General features: G+C 60.7%; 13 protein-coding genes. All 13 read left to right on the top strand.

Annotated elements, in window-relative coordinates:
* Positions 1-42 precede the first annotated feature (42 nt).
* The 13 genes from rfbF to WF331_RS00765 all read left to right on the top strand — a co-directional run bounded on the left by rfbF (position 43) and on the right by WF331_RS00765 (position 19,117).
* A complete protein-coding gene (gene rfbF, locus WF331_RS00825) occupies positions 43-813 on the top strand; it encodes a glucose-1-phosphate cytidylyltransferase (protein WP_016498534.1) in 771 nt (256 codons plus the stop codon).
* A complete protein-coding gene (rfbG, locus tag WF331_RS00820) occupies positions 804-1,871 on the top strand; it encodes a CDP-glucose 4,6-dehydratase (RefSeq protein ID WP_340622609.1) in 1,068 nt (355 codons plus the stop codon). Before rfbF ends, rfbG begins: the two co-directional genes overlap by 10 nt.
* Positions 1,864-3,189, top strand: coding sequence for a lipopolysaccharide biosynthesis protein RfbH (rfbH, locus tag WF331_RS00815; RefSeq protein WP_016498536.1), 1,326 nt, complete (start codon positions 1,864-1,866; stop codon positions 3,187-3,189). Before rfbG ends, rfbH begins: the two co-directional genes overlap by 8 nt.
* Positions 3,189-4,715: an N-acetylneuraminate synthase family protein gene (locus WF331_RS00810; protein ID WP_016498537.1), complete on the top strand. Its 1,527-nt coding sequence runs from the start codon at positions 3,189-3,191 to the stop codon at positions 4,713-4,715. Before rfbH ends, WF331_RS00810 begins: the two co-directional genes overlap by 1 nt.
* A gap of 1 nt (position 4,716) precedes the next feature.
* Complete coding sequence (locus tag WF331_RS00805; RefSeq protein ID WP_016498538.1) at positions 4,717-6,546, top strand: thiamine pyrophosphate-binding protein; 1,830 nt, start codon at positions 4,717-4,719, stop codon at positions 6,544-6,546.
* Positions 6,546-7,181 (top strand): HAD family hydrolase, encoded by a 636-nt coding sequence (locus tag WF331_RS00800; protein ID WP_016498539.1) that lies wholly within the window; start codon positions 6,546-6,548, stop codon positions 7,179-7,181. Before WF331_RS00805 ends, WF331_RS00800 begins: the two co-directional genes overlap by 1 nt.
* A gap of 47 nt (positions 7,182-7,228) precedes the next feature.
* The gene (locus WF331_RS00795) at positions 7,229-8,212 is read left to right on the top strand and encodes a class I SAM-dependent methyltransferase (RefSeq protein WP_229610047.1); all 984 of its coding nucleotides are present in this window, start codon (positions 7,229-7,231) and stop codon (positions 8,210-8,212) included.
* Positions 8,163-9,242, top strand: coding sequence for an NAD-dependent epimerase/dehydratase family protein (locus tag WF331_RS00790; protein WP_340622577.1), 1,080 nt, complete (start codon positions 8,163-8,165; stop codon positions 9,240-9,242). Before WF331_RS00795 ends, WF331_RS00790 begins: the two co-directional genes overlap by 50 nt.
* On the top strand, positions 9,239-10,582 hold the full coding sequence (locus tag WF331_RS00785) for a polysaccharide pyruvyl transferase family protein (protein ID WP_284359684.1): 1,344 nt from the start codon (positions 9,239-9,241) through the stop codon (positions 10,580-10,582). The genes WF331_RS00790 and WF331_RS00785 overlap by 4 nt, the downstream gene beginning before the upstream one ends.
* Entirely contained in the window at positions 10,546-11,823 is a 1,278-nt protein-coding gene (locus WF331_RS00780; RefSeq protein ID WP_340622576.1) for a class I SAM-dependent methyltransferase, read from the top strand. Before WF331_RS00785 ends, WF331_RS00780 begins: the two co-directional genes overlap by 37 nt.
* Positions 11,824-11,828: 5 nt before the next feature.
* Entirely contained in the window at positions 11,829-12,770 is a 942-nt protein-coding gene (locus WF331_RS00775) for an FkbM family methyltransferase (protein ID WP_340622575.1), read from the top strand.
* Positions 12,767-14,173 carry a glycosyltransferase family 2 protein gene (locus WF331_RS00770; RefSeq protein ID WP_340622574.1) on the top strand — a complete coding sequence of 469 codons (1,407 nt, stop codon included), beginning with the start codon at positions 12,767-12,769 and terminating at the stop codon, positions 14,171-14,173. Before WF331_RS00775 ends, WF331_RS00770 begins: the two co-directional genes overlap by 4 nt.
* An 81-nt stretch (positions 14,174-14,254) precedes the next feature.
* Positions 14,255-19,117, top strand: a complete 4,863-nt coding sequence (locus WF331_RS00765) for a glycosyltransferase (RefSeq protein WP_340622573.1) — start codon at positions 14,255-14,257, stop codon at positions 19,115-19,117.
* The last annotated feature ends 157 nt before the right edge of the window (positions 19,118-19,274 follow it).

Raw genomic sequence — 19,274 nt, 5'->3', positions numbered from 1 at the left:
TTTTTGTCGCCGCCCCTCCGACCAATGCGGACCAACAGTACAATGAAAGCAGTCATTCTGGCCGGTGGGCTGGGCACACGCATCAGCGAAGAATCTCACCTGCGCCCCAAGCCGATGATCGAGATAGGCGGCAAGCCGATCATCTGGCACATCATGAAGATCTACTCGCACTACGGTATCAACGACTTCGTCATTTGCCTGGGCTACAAGGGCTATGTGATCAAGGAGTACTTCGCCAACTACTTCTTGCACATGTCGGACGTGACCTTCGACATGGCAGAAAACCGCATGGATATCCATAACCGCCACGCCGAGCCATGGCGGGTGACGCTGGTGGATACCGGTGAAAACACCGCCACCGGTGGCCGCCTGAAGCGTGTTCGCGATTACGTGGGCGATGAAACCTTCTGCCTCACTTACGGCGACGGTGTGTCCGACGTCGATATTCCGCGCCTGATCGAATTCCACCGTCAGCACGGCAAGATGGCCACGGTTACCGCCGTACAACCGCCGGGCCGTTACGGCGCCCTGGATGTGCACGGCGAGCAGGTGCGCGGCTTTCAGGAAAAGCCGGCAGGCGACGGTGGCTGGATCAATGGTGGCTTCTTCGTGCTCGAACCTGCCGCGCTCGAATACATCCAGGGTGATGCCACTACCTGGGAAGACGAGCCCATGCGCCGCCTGGCCGAAGACGGCCAGTTGATGAGCCACCTGCACCGTGGCTTCTGGCAGCCGATGGATACCCTGCGTGATCGCACGCTGCTTGAAACACACTGGAAGAACGGCGACGCAGCATGGCAGCTATGGCGTTGAGCCCGGCATTCTGGGCAGGGCGCCGCGTCCTGCTGACCGGGCATACCGGTTTCAAGGGCGGCTGGCTGGCCGTGTGGCTGCGCCAGCTTGGCGCCGAGCTGCGCGGTTTCGCCTTGCCTGCCGCCACCACACCATCGCTGTGGCAGGTCGCGCAACTGCAACAGCAGATTCCAGGTGATTTCGCCGATATCCGTGATGCCTCGGCCCTGGTCCGTGGCCTGCAGGATTTCCAACCCGAACTGGTGCTGCACCTGGCGGCTCAGCCGCTGGTGCGCGAGTCGTACCGGGCGCCGGCTGACACCTACGCTACCAACGTCATGGGTACGCTGAACCTGCTGGAGGCCGTGCGTGCCACGCCCTCGGTACGTGCGGTGCTGGTGGTGACCACTGACAAGTGCTACGACAACCGCGAGTGGCCCTGGCCCTACCGCGAGCAGGATGCCCTGGGCGGCTTCGACCCCTATAGCAGCAGCAAGGCCTGCGTCGAACTGCTGTGCGCAAGCTACCGCGACTCTTTCCTGCGTTCCGCCGGCGTGGCCTTGGCCACGGCACGTGCTGGCAATGTTCTGGGTGGCGGGGACTGGTCTGCCGAGCGCTTGCTGCCGGATATCTTCCGCGCCTGGCAAGACGGTGAAGAAGTGGTCTTGCGCTATCCCCATGCGACCCGCCCCTGGCAGCACGTGCTCGACCCGCTGATGGGCTACCTGCAGCTGGCGCAGGGCTTGCTCACAGACGCTGAGCGATACGCAACTGCCTGGAACTTCGGCCCGGACAGCGCAGGCCTGGCTACCGTCGGCGAAATCGTCCGTCGTCTTGCCCTGCGCTGGCCGGGCGAGGCGCGCTGGTCGGTCGCCGGCGATGCCCAGCCGCATGAAGCCGGTTTGCTGGCACTGGATTCCAGCAAGGCGCGGCAAGTGCTTGGCTGGGCACCGCGCTGGTCGCTGGATGAAACCCTGAAACATACCCTGGACTGGCACCTGGCCTGGCGCGCAGGGCGTGACATGAACATCGTTACCCGCGAGCAGATCGCGGCTCACCAAGGCGGAACCCATGAGTGACAGTACGGCGCAGCAGTTGCGCCAACAGATTGCCGAACTGGTCGGGCGCTATGCCGAGCTGCAGATGGCACCCAAACCTTTTGTCGCAGGGCAGAGCAGCGTGCCGCCCTCCGGCAAGGTGATCGGCGCCGGCGAGTTGCAGTCCATGACCGAGGCCGTGCTGGATGGCTGGTTGACCACCGGCCGCTTCAACGAGGCGTTCGAGAAGCGCCTGGCCAAGTACCTGGGGCGTCGTTGTGTACTCACCACCAACTCCGGCTCGTCGGCCAACCTGCTGGCGTTTTCCGCACTGACCTCGCCACGCCTCGGCGACCGGGCGATCAAGCCGGGTGACGAGGTGATCGGCGTTGCTGCCGGCTTCCCCACCACCGTCAACCCGATCCTGCAGTTCGGCGCTGTACCGGTGTTCGTCGATGTCGAGATGGGCACCTACAACATCGACCCGGCGCTGATCGAAGCGGCCATCGGCCCGAAGACCAAGGCCATCATGTTGGCCCACACCCTGGGCAACCCCTTCGACCTGGGCGTTGTGCGCGCCCTGTGCGACAAGTACGGCCTGTGGCTGATCGAAGACTGCTGCGATGCCCTGGGTTCCACTTACCAGGGCCGTATGGTTGGCGGCTTTGGCGATATCGGCACCCTCAGCTTCTACCCGGCGCACCACATCACCATGGGCGAGGGCGGTGCGGTGTTTACCGACTCGCCGTTGCTCAAGCGCATCATCGAGTCGTACCGCGACTGGGGCCGCGATTGCTACTGCGCGCCGGGCGAGGACAACACCTGCAGCAAGCGCTTCTGCTGGCAAATGGGTGACCTGCCGCAAGGCTACGACCACAAGTACACCTACTCGCACCTGGGCTACAACCTGAAGATCACCGACATGCAGGCCGCCTGCGCCCTGGCGCAGATGGACCGGGTTGATGATTTCGTTGCCGCCCGTAAGCGCAACTTCGCCTGGCTGAGCGACCGGCTGGCCGGTTGTGCGGACCAACTGATCCTGCCGCAGGCCACCCGCGACAGCGACCCGTCCTGGTTCGGGTATCCGATCACCCTGCGCGATGGCTGCGGCATCAATCGCGTCGAGCTGGTGCGCTACCTGGATGAACAGGGCGTGGGCACGCGCTTGCTGTTTGCCGGCAACCTGACCCGCCAGCCCTACATGCAGGGGCTGAACTACCGGGTTTCCGGCGAGTTGCCGGTAACCGACAAGATCATGAACGACACGTTCTGGATCGGCCTGTGGCCGGGCTTGAGCGACGCCCACCTGGAACATGCGGCCAGTCACATCGAAGCCTGGCTCAACCGAGGATCCCAATGATGAGCACCCCTACCGCCAGCGCGGGTACCTTGTTCGACAAACCGCTGTTCATCCTGGAAATGGCGAACAACCACATGGGCGATGTGGCGCATGGCGTGGCGCTGATCCGCGCCTTTGCCGAGGTGTGCAAGGCATTTCCGTTCCGCTTCGCTTTCAAGCTGCAATACCGTGATCTGGACACCTTCATTCACCCGGCGATGCGTGGCCGTGACGATGTGAAGTACATCAAGCGCTTCAGCGAGACGCGCCTGTCTCGTGAGCAGTTCGATAGCCTGGTGGCGGAAATCCGTGCCAACGGTTTCCTCTGCCTGTCCACGCCGTTCGATGAGGCATCGGTGGAGGTGATCGAAGAGCAGCAGCTGGATGCGATCAAGATCGCCAGTTGCTCCATGAGCGACTGGCCATTGCTGGAACGCGTGGTACAGACTCAGCATCCGCTGATCGTTTCCACTGCCGGATCGACCCTGGAAGAGCTCGATCGCCTGGTCAGTTTCCTTGCCCATCGGGAAAAGAACTTCGCCATCCTGCATTGTGTAGGCGAGTACCCGACCGCCGATGCCAACATGCATCTGTCGCAGGTGGATTTTCTGCGCCGGCGTTATCCGGGTGTGCGCGTGGGCTTTTCAACGCATGAAAATCCGGACAATACCGATATCGTCAAGATTGCACTCGCCAAGGGCGCGCGCATTTTCGAAAAGCACGTCGGCTTGCCCACCGAGCAGTTCCCGCTCAACGCCTATTCGGCAAGCCCGGAGCAGGTTCGACGCTGGCTGGAAGCCGCGCAATATGCCTTGCTGCTCTGCGGTGAAGGCGAGCAGCGTTTGCCGGTAAACGAGAGTGAAGTCGCCAGCCTGCGCTCCCTGCGTCGTGGCGTATTTGCGCGCAGGGCCATTGCCGCGGGCGAGGTGGTACAGGCAGACGATGTGTATTTTGCTTTCCCGCCGCAGGATGGGCAGATCACTGCCAATGACTGGTCGAAATACGCCACCTTCACAGCCCAGGCGGATATTCCCGAGCATGCAGCGCTGAGCACGCAGAACAGCACGCGGCGCGATGTGCGTGACAAGGTCTGGGAGATTGTCCAGCGCGTTCGGGCGCAGCTGAGCAGCAGCCACGTGGTGGTACCGGGCCGGGTGGACCTGGAAATATCCCACCACTATGGCCTGGAGCATTTCGACGAGGTCGGTTTGACCATGCTCACAGTGGTCAACAGGGGTTACTGCAAGAAGCTGCTGATGCTCCTGCCGGGTCAGCAGCACCCGGAGCAATATCACCAGCGCAAGGAAGAGACCTTCCACGTCCTGCATGGCGAGCTGACGCTGCAGCTGGACGGTGTAAGTCGTGCCTGCCGCCCGGGCGATGTGGTCACTGTCGAGCCAGGTGTTCGCCATGCCTTCCACAGTCAGGAAGGGGCAATCATCGAAGAGCTGTCTTCCACGCATTTCAGCAATGATTCGTTCTATACCGACGAAGCGATCAATGCCAATCGCGACCGTAAAACCCTCTTGAGCTATTGGATGGACTGACGTGCCTACCCCCTATCGTGTTGCTGACTACATTGCTGACTTCATCGCCGATCTGGGGGTGGAGCACGTCTTCCTGTTGCCGGGCGGAGGTGCCATGCACCTCAACGACGCGGTCGGCAAGCACCCCAACCTGGATGTAGTGGCCTGCCACCATGAGCAGGCCGCCGCGATTGCTGCCGAAGCCTATTGCCGTATCAATGAGAATATCGGTGTGGCCATGGTCACCACCGGCCCGGGTGCGACCAACGCCGTGACTGCCGTTGCGGGCGCGTGGATCGAGTCGGTGCCGTTGCTGGTCATCTCCGGCCAGGTCAAGCGTGCCGACCTGCTGCGTGGCGCGCCCCTGCGGCAGAAAGGCGTGCAGGAAGTGGACATCGTCAGTGTGGTCGAGCCGATCACCAAGTACGCGGTAACCATCCAGCAGCCAGAAGACATTCGCCGGGAGCTGGAGCGCGCGGTCTTTGTGGCACGAGATGGCCGTGCCGGCCCGGTGTGGATCGACGTACCGCTGGACGTGCAGGGCGCGCCGATCGACCCCGACAACCTGGTGGGGTGGGACGAGGCCGCTGCACCCGTTGCAGCGCTGGAGGCGCAAACGCTGGCGCAGATCCGCAGCTTGCTTGAGGGTGCCGAGAGACCGCTGATCCTCGCCGGCCATGGTGTTCGCTTGAGCGGCGCGGCCGCAGCCTTTCGTGATCTGATCGAGTCCATGGGCGTGCCGCTGGTGACGACCTGGAATGCAATGGACCTGCTGCCGCATGAGCACCCATTGTATGTGGGGCGGCCAGGTGTGGTAGCGCTGCGTGCACCGAACTTCGCGGTACAGAATGCCGACCTGCTGATCACCCTCGGCTGTCGTCTGGACAACATCATCACCGCCTATGCACCACGAGACTTTGCGCGCAATGCACGCAAGATCGTCGTTGATGTGGATGCCAACGAGATCGCCAAGCTCGACATGGATATCGATGTCGCCGTTACCTGCGACGCCGCCAGCTTCGTCGACACACTGGCTGCTTCTCTGAAAGGTGTTTCGTTCAGCCGGCCACAATGGTTGGAACGTTGCCGCGACTGGAAGTCACGCTATGGCGTCAACGACGGCAAGCCCTTCGCCGCCAGCGGGCCGATCAGCCACTTCCAGTTTGCTGACTCGCTTTCCAATGCAGTGCCGGAAAATACCCTGGTCAGCACCGGCAGCTCCGGGCTGGCGGTCGAAGTGTTCTACACCGTATTCCGCAATCGTCCAGGCCAGCGTGTATTCCTGACCTCGGGTCTGGGTGCGATGGGTTACGGCCTGCCAGCTGCGATTGGCGCTTGCTTCGCCAACGGCTGCAAGCCGATGGTGGCGGTGGAGAGTGATGGCAGCCTGCAACTTAATATTCAGGAGCTGGCCACGCTACGCGGTTTCAACCTGCCGATCTGCCTGGTGGTGATGAACAACGGCGGTTATGCCTCGATCCGCAACACCCAGCGCAACTACTTCGAAAGCCGCTATGTCGGCACAGGCCCTGAAGCAGGCTTGTGGATGCCGGACCTTGAAGAACTGGCGCGTGCCTACCATTTGCCGTTCAAGCGTATCAGCGATGCCGCCGAATTGGATCAGGGCCTGGCCGAGGCGATGCAAATGCCGCGGCCGATGATTCTGGAAGTCCTGTTGATGAAGGATGAGGCATTGAGCCCGAAAGTCGCCGCGATTCCGCAGGCCGATGGTTCGATGACCTCCATGCCGCTGGAGGATATGTCGCCCTTGCTGCCGCTGGCGGTACTGGAGGAAGAAATGGCTGGCAACATCGCCCCGGTATCGCGTCAGGTTCGGCAGCAGGTCAAGTGATGAAGCGCCACGTCCTGTTCGACTTCGACGGCACCTTGGTTGACTCCGCGCCGGCCATTCTGGCCTGCTTTGCCCGTGTGCTGAAAGCACACGGCCTGCAGGCCATGTGCCCCATAGACGCCAGCCTGATCGGGCCACCCTTGCGCCAGACGCTGGCGACACTCAGCGGTAGTAGCGACGCAGCATTGCTGGATGCCCTGAGCGCTTCGTTCAAGGACATCTACGACGCCGAAGCCTGCCTGGAAACGGCCGCCTATGCCGGGTGCCAGGTGGCCTTGGAACAGCTGCACCAGCAGGGCTTCAATCTGTCCATCGCGACCAATAAGCGGTTGCTGCCAACCCAGCGCATCATTGCGGCATTAGGTTGGCAAGGGCTGTTCAGCGAAGTGTATGCCAGTGACTCCTACCCTGATCGCTATTCGGACAAGGCCGGCATGATCGCTGCCTTGCTGGAGGATGGCGGCATTGCAGCGCAATCGGCTCTCTACATTGGCGATACCGTCGCAGACGGTCGTGCAGCGGCTGCCAATGGTGTCGAGTTCTGGCCCGTCGCTTGGGGTTATGGTCAATTTGCCAGTCATGAGCAGCCATTGCCTTCGCCGCAACAATTGCTGGAACGCCTGGTGCGCGCATGATGACAACCACGACAGCCAGTGCATGCCCCTGCTGCGGATCCATGGAGATGCTGTTGCCCAGCCCGGAGTACACACCCTGCCAGCTGTGTGGGCATCGTTGGCGGCTGCCGATGGACCAGGCGGGCTACTATGAGACGCTGGTTGCACGTAACGATCTGAACACACCTTGGTTCAAGCGCAAGATGCGTGAGCGCGTCGCTGCGGTTACTGACATGCTGCAGACGGGCAGGGAGCGTGTGCTCGAAGTCGGCTGTGCGGAAGGTGAACTCGGGCGTGAGATCAAGGCGCGCTTTGCCGTCACCTATGAGGGTGTGGAGTTGTCGCGAGACGGAGTGCTGGCCCAGCAGAAGCTTGACCGCGTATTCCAGACGCCGACCAGCCAGATCGAGGCAACGCCGTACCAGTTGATCGTGTCCTTTCATGTGCTGGAGCACATCGCCCGACCCGAGCAGGAGCTTGCGGCCTGGTCGAGTCTTCTTGGTGCAGACGGGCGTGTGCTGATCGAGGTGCCGAACCAGGCGGGGCATCCGCTGCTGGCCAGTGATCGCAATCTCGAGCACCTGCACCAGTTCACCCCGGCGTCGCTGACCCTGCTGCTTGCACGTTGCGGCTTTAGTTGTGATGGGGTGTCCGTGGGGCATTACGAATCACCGGTCTACCCGGACTCGATCCGCATCGTCGCCCGCCTGCAACTTGGGGCAGAGCGCCGCGAGCAGCTTCTGCTGCAGCGTTTTCGTGAAAGAACCGGCGGCCCGTTCCTGGTGTACGGAATTGGCGGCGACTACCTCAATTACCTGGCACCGTTAGCCGAGTCGCTGGATATCCACGCCTTGCTGGACTCATCCGAAGCAAAATGGGGGCAACGCCTGGGTAAACACGTGGTGTGTGCCTACGACCCGCAAGTGCATGCGGAGTTACCCATCGTCATCTGCTCCATCCGCTTCGCCGCAGAAATCCGTCAGCACCTGCTCAACCTCGGGATTGCAGCGCAGCGTATCATCGGTCTGGATAGCATCTATGAAGACGCCTGATTCCATTCTCGCCGGGGATTTGAGCGGTATTCTCGCCGCCTCGTTGCCTTGGGAGGCCCTGTACGGTCGTCACATCCTGGTCACTGGGGCCTCGGGTTTTATCGGTGGGCACGTAGTCGAGGCCCTGGCCTGGCTCAATCGCCTTCAGCCCCAGGCGAACCTGCATGTGTATGCCCTGGCTCGTGACCTGGAAAAACTGCGTCAACGCATGCCTTGGCTGGATATGCCTGGTGAAGTGACGCCCCTGATCCAGGATGTCACCCAGCCCTGCGGCCTTGCTGCGCCGCTGGACTTCATCATCCATGCCGCCAGCCCTGCCAGCCCCAAGGACTATCTGCAGCGGCCGGTCGATACGATTCGCGCCAATACCGATGGCACCGGGGCACTGCTTGAGCTGGCCCTGGAACAGCAGGCACGTTTCCTGTTCCTCAGCAGCGGTGCGGTATACGGCGACAATCCCTGGCAAACCGATGCGATCGCGGAAGGTGATTTTGGCCGTGAAGACCCGTTGGCTCCACGGGCCTGCTATGGCGAGAGCAAGCGCCTGGCCGAAACCCTGTGCCGGGCCTACCAGACCCAGTACGGCGTGGATGCCAGGATTGCGCGAATTTCCCATTGCTATGGGCCGGGTATGCGTCTGGATGATGGCCGGGCGATTTCCGATCTGCTTGCCGATGTACTTCACAATCGGGATATCCAGCTGGATTCCGATGGAAGCGCCTCGCGTCCGTTCTGCTATGTCTCGGACACCGTGCTTGGGCTGTTCCACATCCTGTTTCGGGGTGAAGCAGGCCATGCCTATAACGTTGGTGAAACGCAGGAAACCAGCATCCTGGAATTGGCCGAGAAGATGATTGCTTCAGCCGGTAAGGCAGGGCAGCTCATGGTGAGGCCGAAGGCGCGCAGTGGTCCGGCGCCCGCCGTGAGAAGCGCCGGGCATTTCAATATCGACAAGATCCGCGCATTGGGGTGGGCGCCACTCACATCTCTGGATGTGGGTTTAACCAGACTCTTGCAGGCCAACACATGAACGCTCCCGATTCGCGTCCGACTCTGATTGGTTACCTTCCCCCGCCTGAGGGGATTAAAAAGACAGGGGCCAATTACCAGTATCATTCCCAATTTATCAACATTGGGGATATTGTTTACGCCCATGCCGGCGCGCTGTTGACTTCGGGGCGCAATTTTGAGGCCTGGAACTTTCGGATGACCGCAGAAGAGGTCAATGAACGATTCTCCAAGGTGATATTTTTCATCCCTTGCAGGATCGCGCCGCCTCCGTATGACCAGGATGGTTATCCTTACGCCTACGTTACGGACTTTATCGAAAAACTGAAGATTCCTTTTTTCAGCCTTGGCGAATCCATTCAAGCCAGGGGGTACGATTATCAGCCTGGGTTCCACAAGCAGCTTTCGCCTGCGGTGGTCCGCTATCTGAATGTGATCGCTGATAGGTCGCCGGTGGTGGGGACGCGCGGTTATTATTCAGCGGATGTGCTGAATAGCCTCGGGATCAAGAATGCCGTTCCCTTAGGCTGCCCATCCCTCTACTTGAATGGCCCTGCGCTGCGCACGTCCTTGCTGGAGGTGCCGAGCAACCCTGAAAAGGTTGCGGTGTGCTACTCGAATTATCAGGGCAATCGGCATAGCCGGATCGACGACTTTCTTCGCCTGGCGAGTGAGCAGAATTATTACTATGTCGAGCAGGTCTTTGGCCTGCTTACGCAGGCACTCTATTACCCCGGGAAGGTCAGCGGGGCCGATATCCATGCGGCGCGGCGGTTCTATAAAGACTTGGCGCCTGTGCTTGCCTTGTTGAAACAAAAGCGCGTTCGCTACTTTACAAACTACAGCCTGTGGAAGGAATTCCTCGGGTCGATGGATTTTGTGTTCGGGGCCAGAATGCACGGTTTGACGCCGGCGATCCATGCCGGAAAACCTGCCGTTTTCATTGCGCACGATTCAAGGGTGCGGGAAATGTGCGAGTTCTTTTCACTGCCGTTTGTGGCGGAACATGAACTGCCCGCGTCAATGGATATCAACTTCTTCTTGTCACGCTGTGACTACACCACAACGCTTTCGCAGTATCAGGACGCGTATGCGCGATTCGTTCAGACGCTACGCGCGCTTGGGCTGGACGGCAATATCGATGCAGCGGGTTCGATTATTGACTGCTGGGAGCCCGCGCCTGACGTGCAGGTGGCCGGCGAGGAGCGAGTCCCCCGTTACTCACCCGAAGAAATGTTTAACCTGGAACAGCAACTTGCCATTTGCGCCGGGATTCCGGACGAGGCCTTTGTGAGGCTTGCCCAGATCCGTGATATTTCTCAAAGTTGGTATCGTTCTCGCCTCAATACACAGGCGGGCTAAGACCGCTCTTTTGGCCAGTTATTGTTGCGTCTTCTGTTTTGGCAAGGCCGTTCGTAAAGTTCAGGGTAGGCGATATGAGAGCGTGTGAAATTTGTGGCGCAAGCCATCTAGAGCAACTGCACCGTCAGCATTTTCTGTTCCCGGGGCTTCCCCAGGCAGTCCATTACGATGTGGTGGCCTGTCGCAACTGCGGTTTTGCCTACGCCAGCGACATTCCGGATCAGTCGGCGCTCGATCAGTTCTATCAGAACGTCGAGCATCACCTGCATACCGACCTGCCGCCCGGGTTGGCACGTATTCATGGCGATTTCTTCCACTTCGTCCAGCAACATGCAGACTTGGCAAGCGACGCTCGCATTCTCGATATCGGTTCGGGCATGGGTCATTTCCTTGCACATTTCAAACAGGCAGGCTTCCAGCGCTTACTAGGCATGGAGCCCAGCCCAGCTGCAGCCAAGCTGGCGCACGAAATCTACGGAGTAGAGATCAGAAGCGCGACCGTGGATGCTTTCGTCACTGAAGAGCGCTTCCAGTTAATCAGTCTTTGCGGCGTGCTGGAGCATATTGCCGACCTGCGCAACAGCCTGGCGAAGATTGCGGCGCTGCTGGCGGATGACGGCTATCTGTTCATCGCTGTTCCCGATGCCGAAGCCTTCGGCAAGACGCCGCCGGCTGAACCCTTCCTCGAATTTGCACTGGAACACATCAACTTCTTCAGTGCTGCCAGCCTCGACAACCTGCTGGCGGCTAACGGCTTCGAGAAAGTGACGGTGATCTCCCAGCACAACGATTTCTACGACAACCATTACCTGCTGGCCATGTACCGCAAGACCAGCCCGGCAGCGAAGCGTTTCACGGTTGATGCTGTGGCGGCTGCCAGCCTGCTCAGTTATATCGAGCTTTCACGGCAGGTATTGCGCCCGGTGGAAGCGTTGGCCGAGCAACTGGAGGCCAGTGCTGAGCCGGTGCTGATCTGGGGCGCAGGCGCGCTTACCAGCCGGTTGCTCTGCGATACCCGGCTGGGCAAGGCCAATATCTGCGGCATCATCGACCGGAACAGGAACCTGCAGGGCAAATCCCTGCTCGGTGTGACCATTACCGGCCCCGATGAGCTGGCGCAGCACCAGGGGGCCACGGTCTTCATTGCCAGTACCACTTACGCTGCAGAAATCCGCGACACACTGACCCAGCAACATCACTGGCGCGGCAGAATCCTCAGCCTCGCAACCGGAGCCCGGTAATGCCGATGAACACGCTCAACCACATCCGTACGGCCTATGAGGCAGGGGGCTCTGCCAAGCAGGATTACATCGAGGCCATTCACGCGCGGCACGCCAGCCTGTTCGAGTACCCCGAGTTTATCGCCGGTACCGATGTGGAGTCTTTGCGCATTCTGCCAGAGGGCATCTTCGTGCGTTCCCGCTCGCAGCAGATCGAGTTGTTTCTGGACCCCCAGGACCAGCATCTGGTGCCCTGTACCCTGATGAACTTCCGTGCCTATGAAACACAGGAAACCGAGTTCCTCAAAGCCATCACCCAGGAAAACGCGGTGATTCTGGACATCGGCGCCAATTGCGGCTGGTATGCCCTGGCGCTGGCTCGGCATTGCCCGTCGGCGCGGATTCACGCCTTCGAACCGATCCCCCATACCCATGAGATTCTCGAGCGCAACATCCGCCACAACGGCCTGTTCAACATAGAGGCGCACCGGCTGGCCTTTTCAAACCAGCAGGCGACGCTGGAGTTTCTCTACACGCCCAACTGCTCCGGCGCCACTTCCCAGGTCCTGGCCGGGCAACCGGGCCGACAGGAAAGCCTGCAGAAGGTGTGCTGCCCGGCCACGACGCTGGATAGCTTCTGCGCGCAGCATGAGCTGGCGCCCCAGATCATCAAGTGCGATGTGGAAGGGGCGGAGTTGATGGTGATCCAGGGTGGCGAGGCGATGCTCGCCCAACACAAACCGGTGATTCTGATCGAGCTGTTGAGAAAGTGGGCCAGGAAGTTCGACTACCACCCTAACGAGGTGGTGGAGCGGCTCGGTGGTCTTGGCTACCAGGCTTACACCCTGAGCGAAGAGGGGCTACGCCCGTGCCCTGGCATTGACGAGGAAACCCAGGAAACCAACTTTGTCTTTATCCACGGGCAGAAGCATCGTGAAATCCCTGATCTGGTGCGGTCGTTGCCATGAACCCAGCCATTCCGTCGCTGACCGTTGCACTGCTGACCTACAATCGACTGCACTACCTCGAGCAGTCCATCGCTGCCGTCCTGGCCCAGAGCTATGAGGATTTCGAGCTGCTGGTACTCGACAATGGCAGCAGTGACGGGACTGCGGAGTTTATCCTGCGCTTGCAGGACCCGCGAATCCGCTACGTCAGGAATTCCCGCAACATTTCCAGCGTGGAGTTCAACTGCCGTTCGGCTTATCACCTTGCCCTTGGGCGACGGGTGATCGTGACCCATGACGATGATGTCATGGAGCGAGACATGCTTGAACGGCAGATGCGTTTCATGGATTGCCATCCAGAAGTGCGGCTGGTGTGGACTCGCGTCAGTGATATTGATCAGGATGGGGATGCGCTAGTCGGCGAACGCACCCTGCCTGAATCGGAGCGAGTCTTCGCGCCCGGGGAATACATCAGCAGTTTTCTCAAGGAGCGGTTGTGGCCTATGCCCAGCGGCGTGATGCTGGAGCGGGCCGTACTGCCCAGCTTCTATGCGGTACACGCGTGCCTCGGCGACGCGGCTGCCCACAAGAAAACATTGGAGACGGCAGGCATCGAGGACGTGTTGATGCCGGCGCGCATCAACCGCCGGCATGCTATCGGCTTCCTCGATCAGCCGTTGCTGCGCCGTCGGCTGCACACCAGGCAGTTCTCCCATGTGGCAAGCCTGTCGCTACCAGGGGTCGCTCTCTATCGAGACCTGAAGCAGATTGCCAGGGGCGTGCCTGGTCTGGAGGTAGAGGCCCTTCATTTTGATGCCTACGTGGCGCGCTTTGAGATCCAGGAAGCCATTACCACCCAGGTGGGGCAGGCGATCGACAAGCACATTCTGAAGAAGATTGGTAAAACGGCCGACAGCCTGCAGCGCAACTTGGAACGGGCCCCCGACGCCTTTCTGGCGGGCTTGCCGGTCTTCCAGCTCGCCCAGCTTCTGTTGCTGGGCGACCAGGTGTGCCCGCTGGACAAGTTGTCGGTTTCCGGGCATGCCAGCGCTACCCGGCAACTTCTGAAATGGACGCGCAAAACCGTTGAAAACCCGGGCGCGAGCATTCTGGCTGGCCTGGAAGGGCGCAGGATCATCATCTTTGGTAGCGCCTTCATCGCCGCATTGCTGATTCTTGAAGCCAGAAACAAAGGTGGACAGGTCGTCGCCTGTGTCGACTCCAACCTCAATCGCCAGGGCACGCAAATGCTGGGCGTGCTCATCCAGCCCTTGGCCTGGATGAGTGAGCAAGTGGGACAGGACGATGTCGTGATCATCAGCTCCGAGCGGGACCATGAACATTACATCGAAGCGCTTGTCCGCCAACATCTCACGGCGCCGGCACGCATCGTGTCGTGGAAAGAGCTGACGGAATCTGCGTGACTCAGGGCATACAGGCTTCGTGCCGACAGGCGCCATGTCGCTTGACGCAAGCGAGCAACATTTTTTGGGGGAAGTGACAGCATGACGAATTGGGCTTTGATCGCAGGTGGACGTTGTACCGGGCAACCTTGGCGAGTGCTGGTTGCCGGGTTTTGCCTGGACGATGAGCAGGCCTTCCTGCTGTCCGATACGGACTGGCAAGAACTGCAACGACAATTGCCGCTGCAGCCCCTGGCGGCCTATGGCTTGGGCAATGGGCTGGTGTTCGAGCGAGCTACCGAAGCCGCCGCAGAGTGCGATGGCGTCTTTCTGATTGCCCACCCTCGTCAAGCCAATGCCTTGTTCGCGTTGCCGTCACAGGCGCGGCGTTATCTGCTGCTACGTTCTTCCGAGCAATTTGCGGCGCTACGGGACGAAACCTGCTTCAGCAAGGTTCTGATTCCGGCAAAGGGAGAGCCTGTCAGTACTTCGAGGGTGCACATCGATTACTTGAAACTTCCCGATGCGCCCGGATCCGATGCGCAAGCGTGGCCACTGACGCGAGAAGCTGAAGACCGCGACCATTCCAGGAATTACCATTGTTCGGCGGACTTCTGGCTCTATAAAGTCACCACTGCAATCGCTGATGATGCTGCTGCCGTACGGCAGTTCGAGCCGCTGCTGAGTGTCGTTATTCCGACGTACAACTATGGGCGCTATCTTGCCCAGTGTGTTCAGTCGGTGCTCGATCAGGGTGTGGACAATATCGAGATCCTGGTGCTGGACAACGCTTCCACGGACGATACCGCCGAGGTAATGGCGGCATTCGCGGGCAACCCGAAAGTGCGTTACATACGCAACCGATACAATTACGGCCCGGGTTACAACTGGCGAAATGGCCTGCGTATCGCGCAGGGGCGTTACTTCACGTTCCTTTCCGCCGACGACTATTTCAATCCGGGCCATCTGTCGCGGCTGTTGCCTACGCTGGAGAGCCAGCCCAACGTGGCGGTTGGCTATACCGGCATTCGCTGGGTCGATGGTTCGGGGCAAGCATTGAACCAGCCTCGTCACCCCGGCTACCGCAATGGCGACTATGTCGGCGGGCGTAATGAAGTCGCTGATCTGCTCATCTACGACAGCTACATGACGCCTTCGGCCGTCATCTACCGGCGTGAGGTTTTTTGCCGGGTCTGGAATCCAGGCAACAGCTACGGTGCCGGCGACTGGGAAATGGTCGTGCAGATGGCGGAGCGTTACCCCGATTTCGCCTACGTCGATATGCCGGGTGTCAGCTATCGCTGGCATGGTGCGCAGTATTCGAGCGGGTTTTATGCCTCCAGCGAGCCATTGATGGGGCACCTTGCCATTGTCGAGGGGGTATTCGAGCGCAATGCGCAGCACCACCTTCACGGGCGTGAGCGCGAGGTGGCGGGGCACCTCAAGCGGCGTCTGGATCTGTATCCTGACGAGCAGGGTTCCGAGCTGGGGGCCCGGGCACGCTGGCTTTGCCAGCGCCTGGAAGAACAGGCGCGGCAGCAAGAACAGACGTTGTTCTCTGTTATCCTGACTACATTCAACCGCCCGCAATTGCTCAAGGATGCGCTGAACAGCATTGCTCATCAGTCCTTCAAGGACCTTGACGTCATTCTGGTCAACGACAATGGCGACCCGGTCGAGTCGCTGCTTGCTGAGTACGATTTCCCGATCACGTACATCCGCCAAGGCCGCAATCGCGGCCCTGCTGCGGCCCGTAATACCGCTTTGCATCTGTCCCGTGGTCGGTATGTCGTGTATCTGGACGACGACGACCTGTACCTGCCTGACCACCTTGAAACACTGGCCAAAGCGCTGGATACCCACCCTGACAGTGTGGTGTACACGGATGCAGTGTTCATTCAGGAAACGATTGCGGCGGGCAAGCGGACCGAGGTGGCGCGTGAACAACGTTATCCACACGAGGCCTACTCTCGGGAGCGCTTGCTGGTAAACAACTACATCCCGATCAACACCTTTGCCTGCCCACGCGCGCTTGCACTTGCCGTGGGGGACTTCGACGAGTCGCTGGCAGGCTTGGAGGATTGGGATTTCCTCATGCGACTGAGCGCGCGAAGCGCCTTCCATCATGTGCGCAGCGAGACGGTGGAAGTCCGTATGCGCCTGGATGACAGTGCGCCTGCACGACGTTCCGAGCAGGCACTGAAAGATTACCCAGCGCTTTATCGCGAGTTGTATGCGCGCCATGGCGACTTTGGCAGCGCAGAAGTACAGCGCGGGCGCCAGCAAATGCTGGAGCATCTCGGCGACAAGCCCAAGGCGTTGACGCTGCAAACCTGGCTGGCCGAACGCGTTCCGGATGCCATGCAGAGCCGCTTGATCGCACAGCGTCTGCACGCGAATCAGGGTGGCCCTGTGATCGGGGTAATCGTGGTGGACGCTGACGGGCGCGCCGATGCATTGAAAGCTTCTCTGCAAAGCCTGGGTAGCGATCACTGCCTTTATTCCACGCTGAAAATTGTGGCGCTGACGTCGGGCGAGGCGCCCGCGACTTCGGCGCAGGACAAGCTGCATTTCATGCGTCTGACCGATGCCAGCCTGAGCGATCAGCTGAACCAGGCAGTTCAGGCGGGTGAGTTCGACTGGTTCATGCTGGTAGAGGCGGGGAGTGAGTTCACTGCAAGTGGCTTGCTGATTGCCGCGCTTGACCTGTTGGCGGCGCCTGGCTGTCGGGCCGTTTATGGTGATGAAGGGTTGCGGTCCGATGGAGCGGAAATGGGCGCTGCGCTGCGCCCTGATCTCAACCTTGATCTGCTGCTCAGTTTGCCGGCGAGCCTGTCACGCCACTGGCTGTTCAACCGGCAGGTGTGGCTGGAAATGGGCGGCTTCCGCCAGGAGGCGGGCCAGGCATTCGAGCTGGATTACATCCTGCGCCTGATCGAGTCCGCTGGCTTCCAGGGGCTGGGGCATATCAGCGAGCCGTTATTGGTCTGTGATGCCCCGTCGCTGCGCGACTGCCCGGACGAACGCGGGGTCATTCAGCGCCATCTGCATGCACGCGGTTTTGCCCAGGCGCGCGTCGGGTCTCGTCTGCCAGGGCGTTATGATCTCGACTATGGCGCCCCCGGCGACGCACCGGTCAGTATCCTCATCCTGCTCCAGGGCAACAGCACTGAGCGGGTGCAGCGTTGCATGGAAACCATTCTGGAGAAGACCACCTATCGAAACTACGAGGTGCTGCTGCTGGCGCGTGATGATGCCGGCCCGGCAGTAAACGGCTGGCTCGACAACGTTGCCCGGCTTGGCACCGATGCCATTCGTTGCCTGCGATTCCCTGCCGGCATGGCGCCTGTGCAAATGCGCAACCAGGCCGCCGGGCAGGCCCGTGGTGATTTCCTGCTGTGGCTGGACGAAGGCGCTGCGGTGCTCGATAACGATTGGTTGCAGCAGATGCTCAACCACGGCATGCGCCAGGAAGTCGGCGTGGTGGGGGCCAAACTGGTGGCGGGGGACGCTACCATCAGCCATGCCGGTTTCGTGCTCGGCCTGAATGGCCCTGTTGGCGAAGCTTTTGCCGGTCAGCCGATGGACGCGTCCGGCTATCTGCAGCGCCTGCAAGTGGACCAGAACTATGTCGCCGTGAGCGGCAAGTGCCTGCTGGTGAACAAAAGCCTGTTCCTGGAGGCGGGCGGTTTCGACGAGTCCCCCGAGTTGCAGCGCTGGACGGATGTTGATCTGTGCCTGCGCCTGCACCGTGGCGGCTACCTGAACGTGTGGACGCCGCGTGTTCAGTTGCTGCTAAGTGAGGATGCTGTAACGCCGGCCACCGCAGCAGAAGAAGATGCCTTGTATGACCGCTGGCTGCCTGTACTGGCACGCGACCCGCTCCATAACCCGAACTTCTCGCTGTCTTCCAGCAATGGCCTCGGCCTGGCGCCCTCCGGTCTGAGCTGGCGACCGTTGTCGTCCTGGAAACCGCTGCCGACCATCCTCGCCCATGCGGCGGACAGAGGTGGGTGTGGTAACTACCGGGTCATCCAGCCGCTGGATACGCTCAACCGCGAGGGGCTGGCCGAGGGGGTGGTGGCGTGGAATTATCTGGCGCCTGCGGAGCTTGAGCGTTATCAGCCCGACAGCATCATCCTGCAGCGCCAGGTTGGCGACGAGCAGATCGAGCATATACGCCGGATGCATGCGTTTTCGCGGGCCTTCAAGGTCTTCGAGCTGGACGACTACCTGCCCAACCTGCCGCTCAAGAGCGTGCACAGGGCGCACATGCCCAAGGACATTCTGCGGTCCATACGTCGCGGTCTTTCCCATGTGGACCGCTTTGTCGTCTCCACGCAGCCGCTGGCCGAGGCCTTCGCCGGCGTACATGGCGATATCCGCGTGGTACCCAACACGCTGGATACCCGCTACTGGAGCGGCCTCAAGGCCCTGCGCCGGCAGTCGCGCAAACCGCGCGTCGGCTGGGCGGGTGGGGCGAGCCATACGGGCGACCTGGAAGTGATCGCGGACGTGGTCAAGGAATTGGCCAACGAGGTGGAGTGGGTGTTCTTCGGCATGTGCCCGGACAAGCTGCGGCCTTATGTTCATGAGTTCCACCCGAGTGTCTCGATTGAGCAATACCCCGCGACGCTGGCCAGGATGAACCTGGACCTGGCCCTGGCGCCGGTCGAGCAGAACCTGTTCAACGAGTGCAAGAGCAACCTGCGTTTGCTGGAGTACGGCGCCTGTGGTTTCCCGGTGATCGCCAGCGACCTGCGTTGCTACCAGGGCTACAGCGATTTGCCGGTCACACTGGTAAAGAACCGTTTCCGAGGCTGGGTAGATGCCATTCGCATGCACATTTCTGATCTGGATGCCACGGCGAAGGCGGGCGATGCACTGCGCAATGCAGTGCTGGGCGGCTGGATGCTCGAAGGCGACAACCTGAGCAACTGGCGCAAGGCCTGGCTGCCGGACTGATACACGGCGGTCGCCTGTGCGGGCCTCTTCGCGGGTAAACCCGCTCCCACAGGTACAGCGCAGGCCCTGAGCTTTGCGCAGTCCCTGTGGGAGCGGGTTTACCCGCGAGGAGGCCCGCACAGGCAATAAAAACCCTCATCTCCGGCACGGCTATTGC

The sequence above is a fragment of the Pseudomonas sp. YNh genome (assembly GCF_037993085.1).
In the GTDB taxonomy this organism is placed as follows: Bacteria; Pseudomonadota; Gammaproteobacteria; order Pseudomonadales; family Pseudomonadaceae; genus Aquipseudomonas; species Aquipseudomonas putida.
This window is presented reverse-complemented; position numbering and strand designations above follow the sequence as displayed.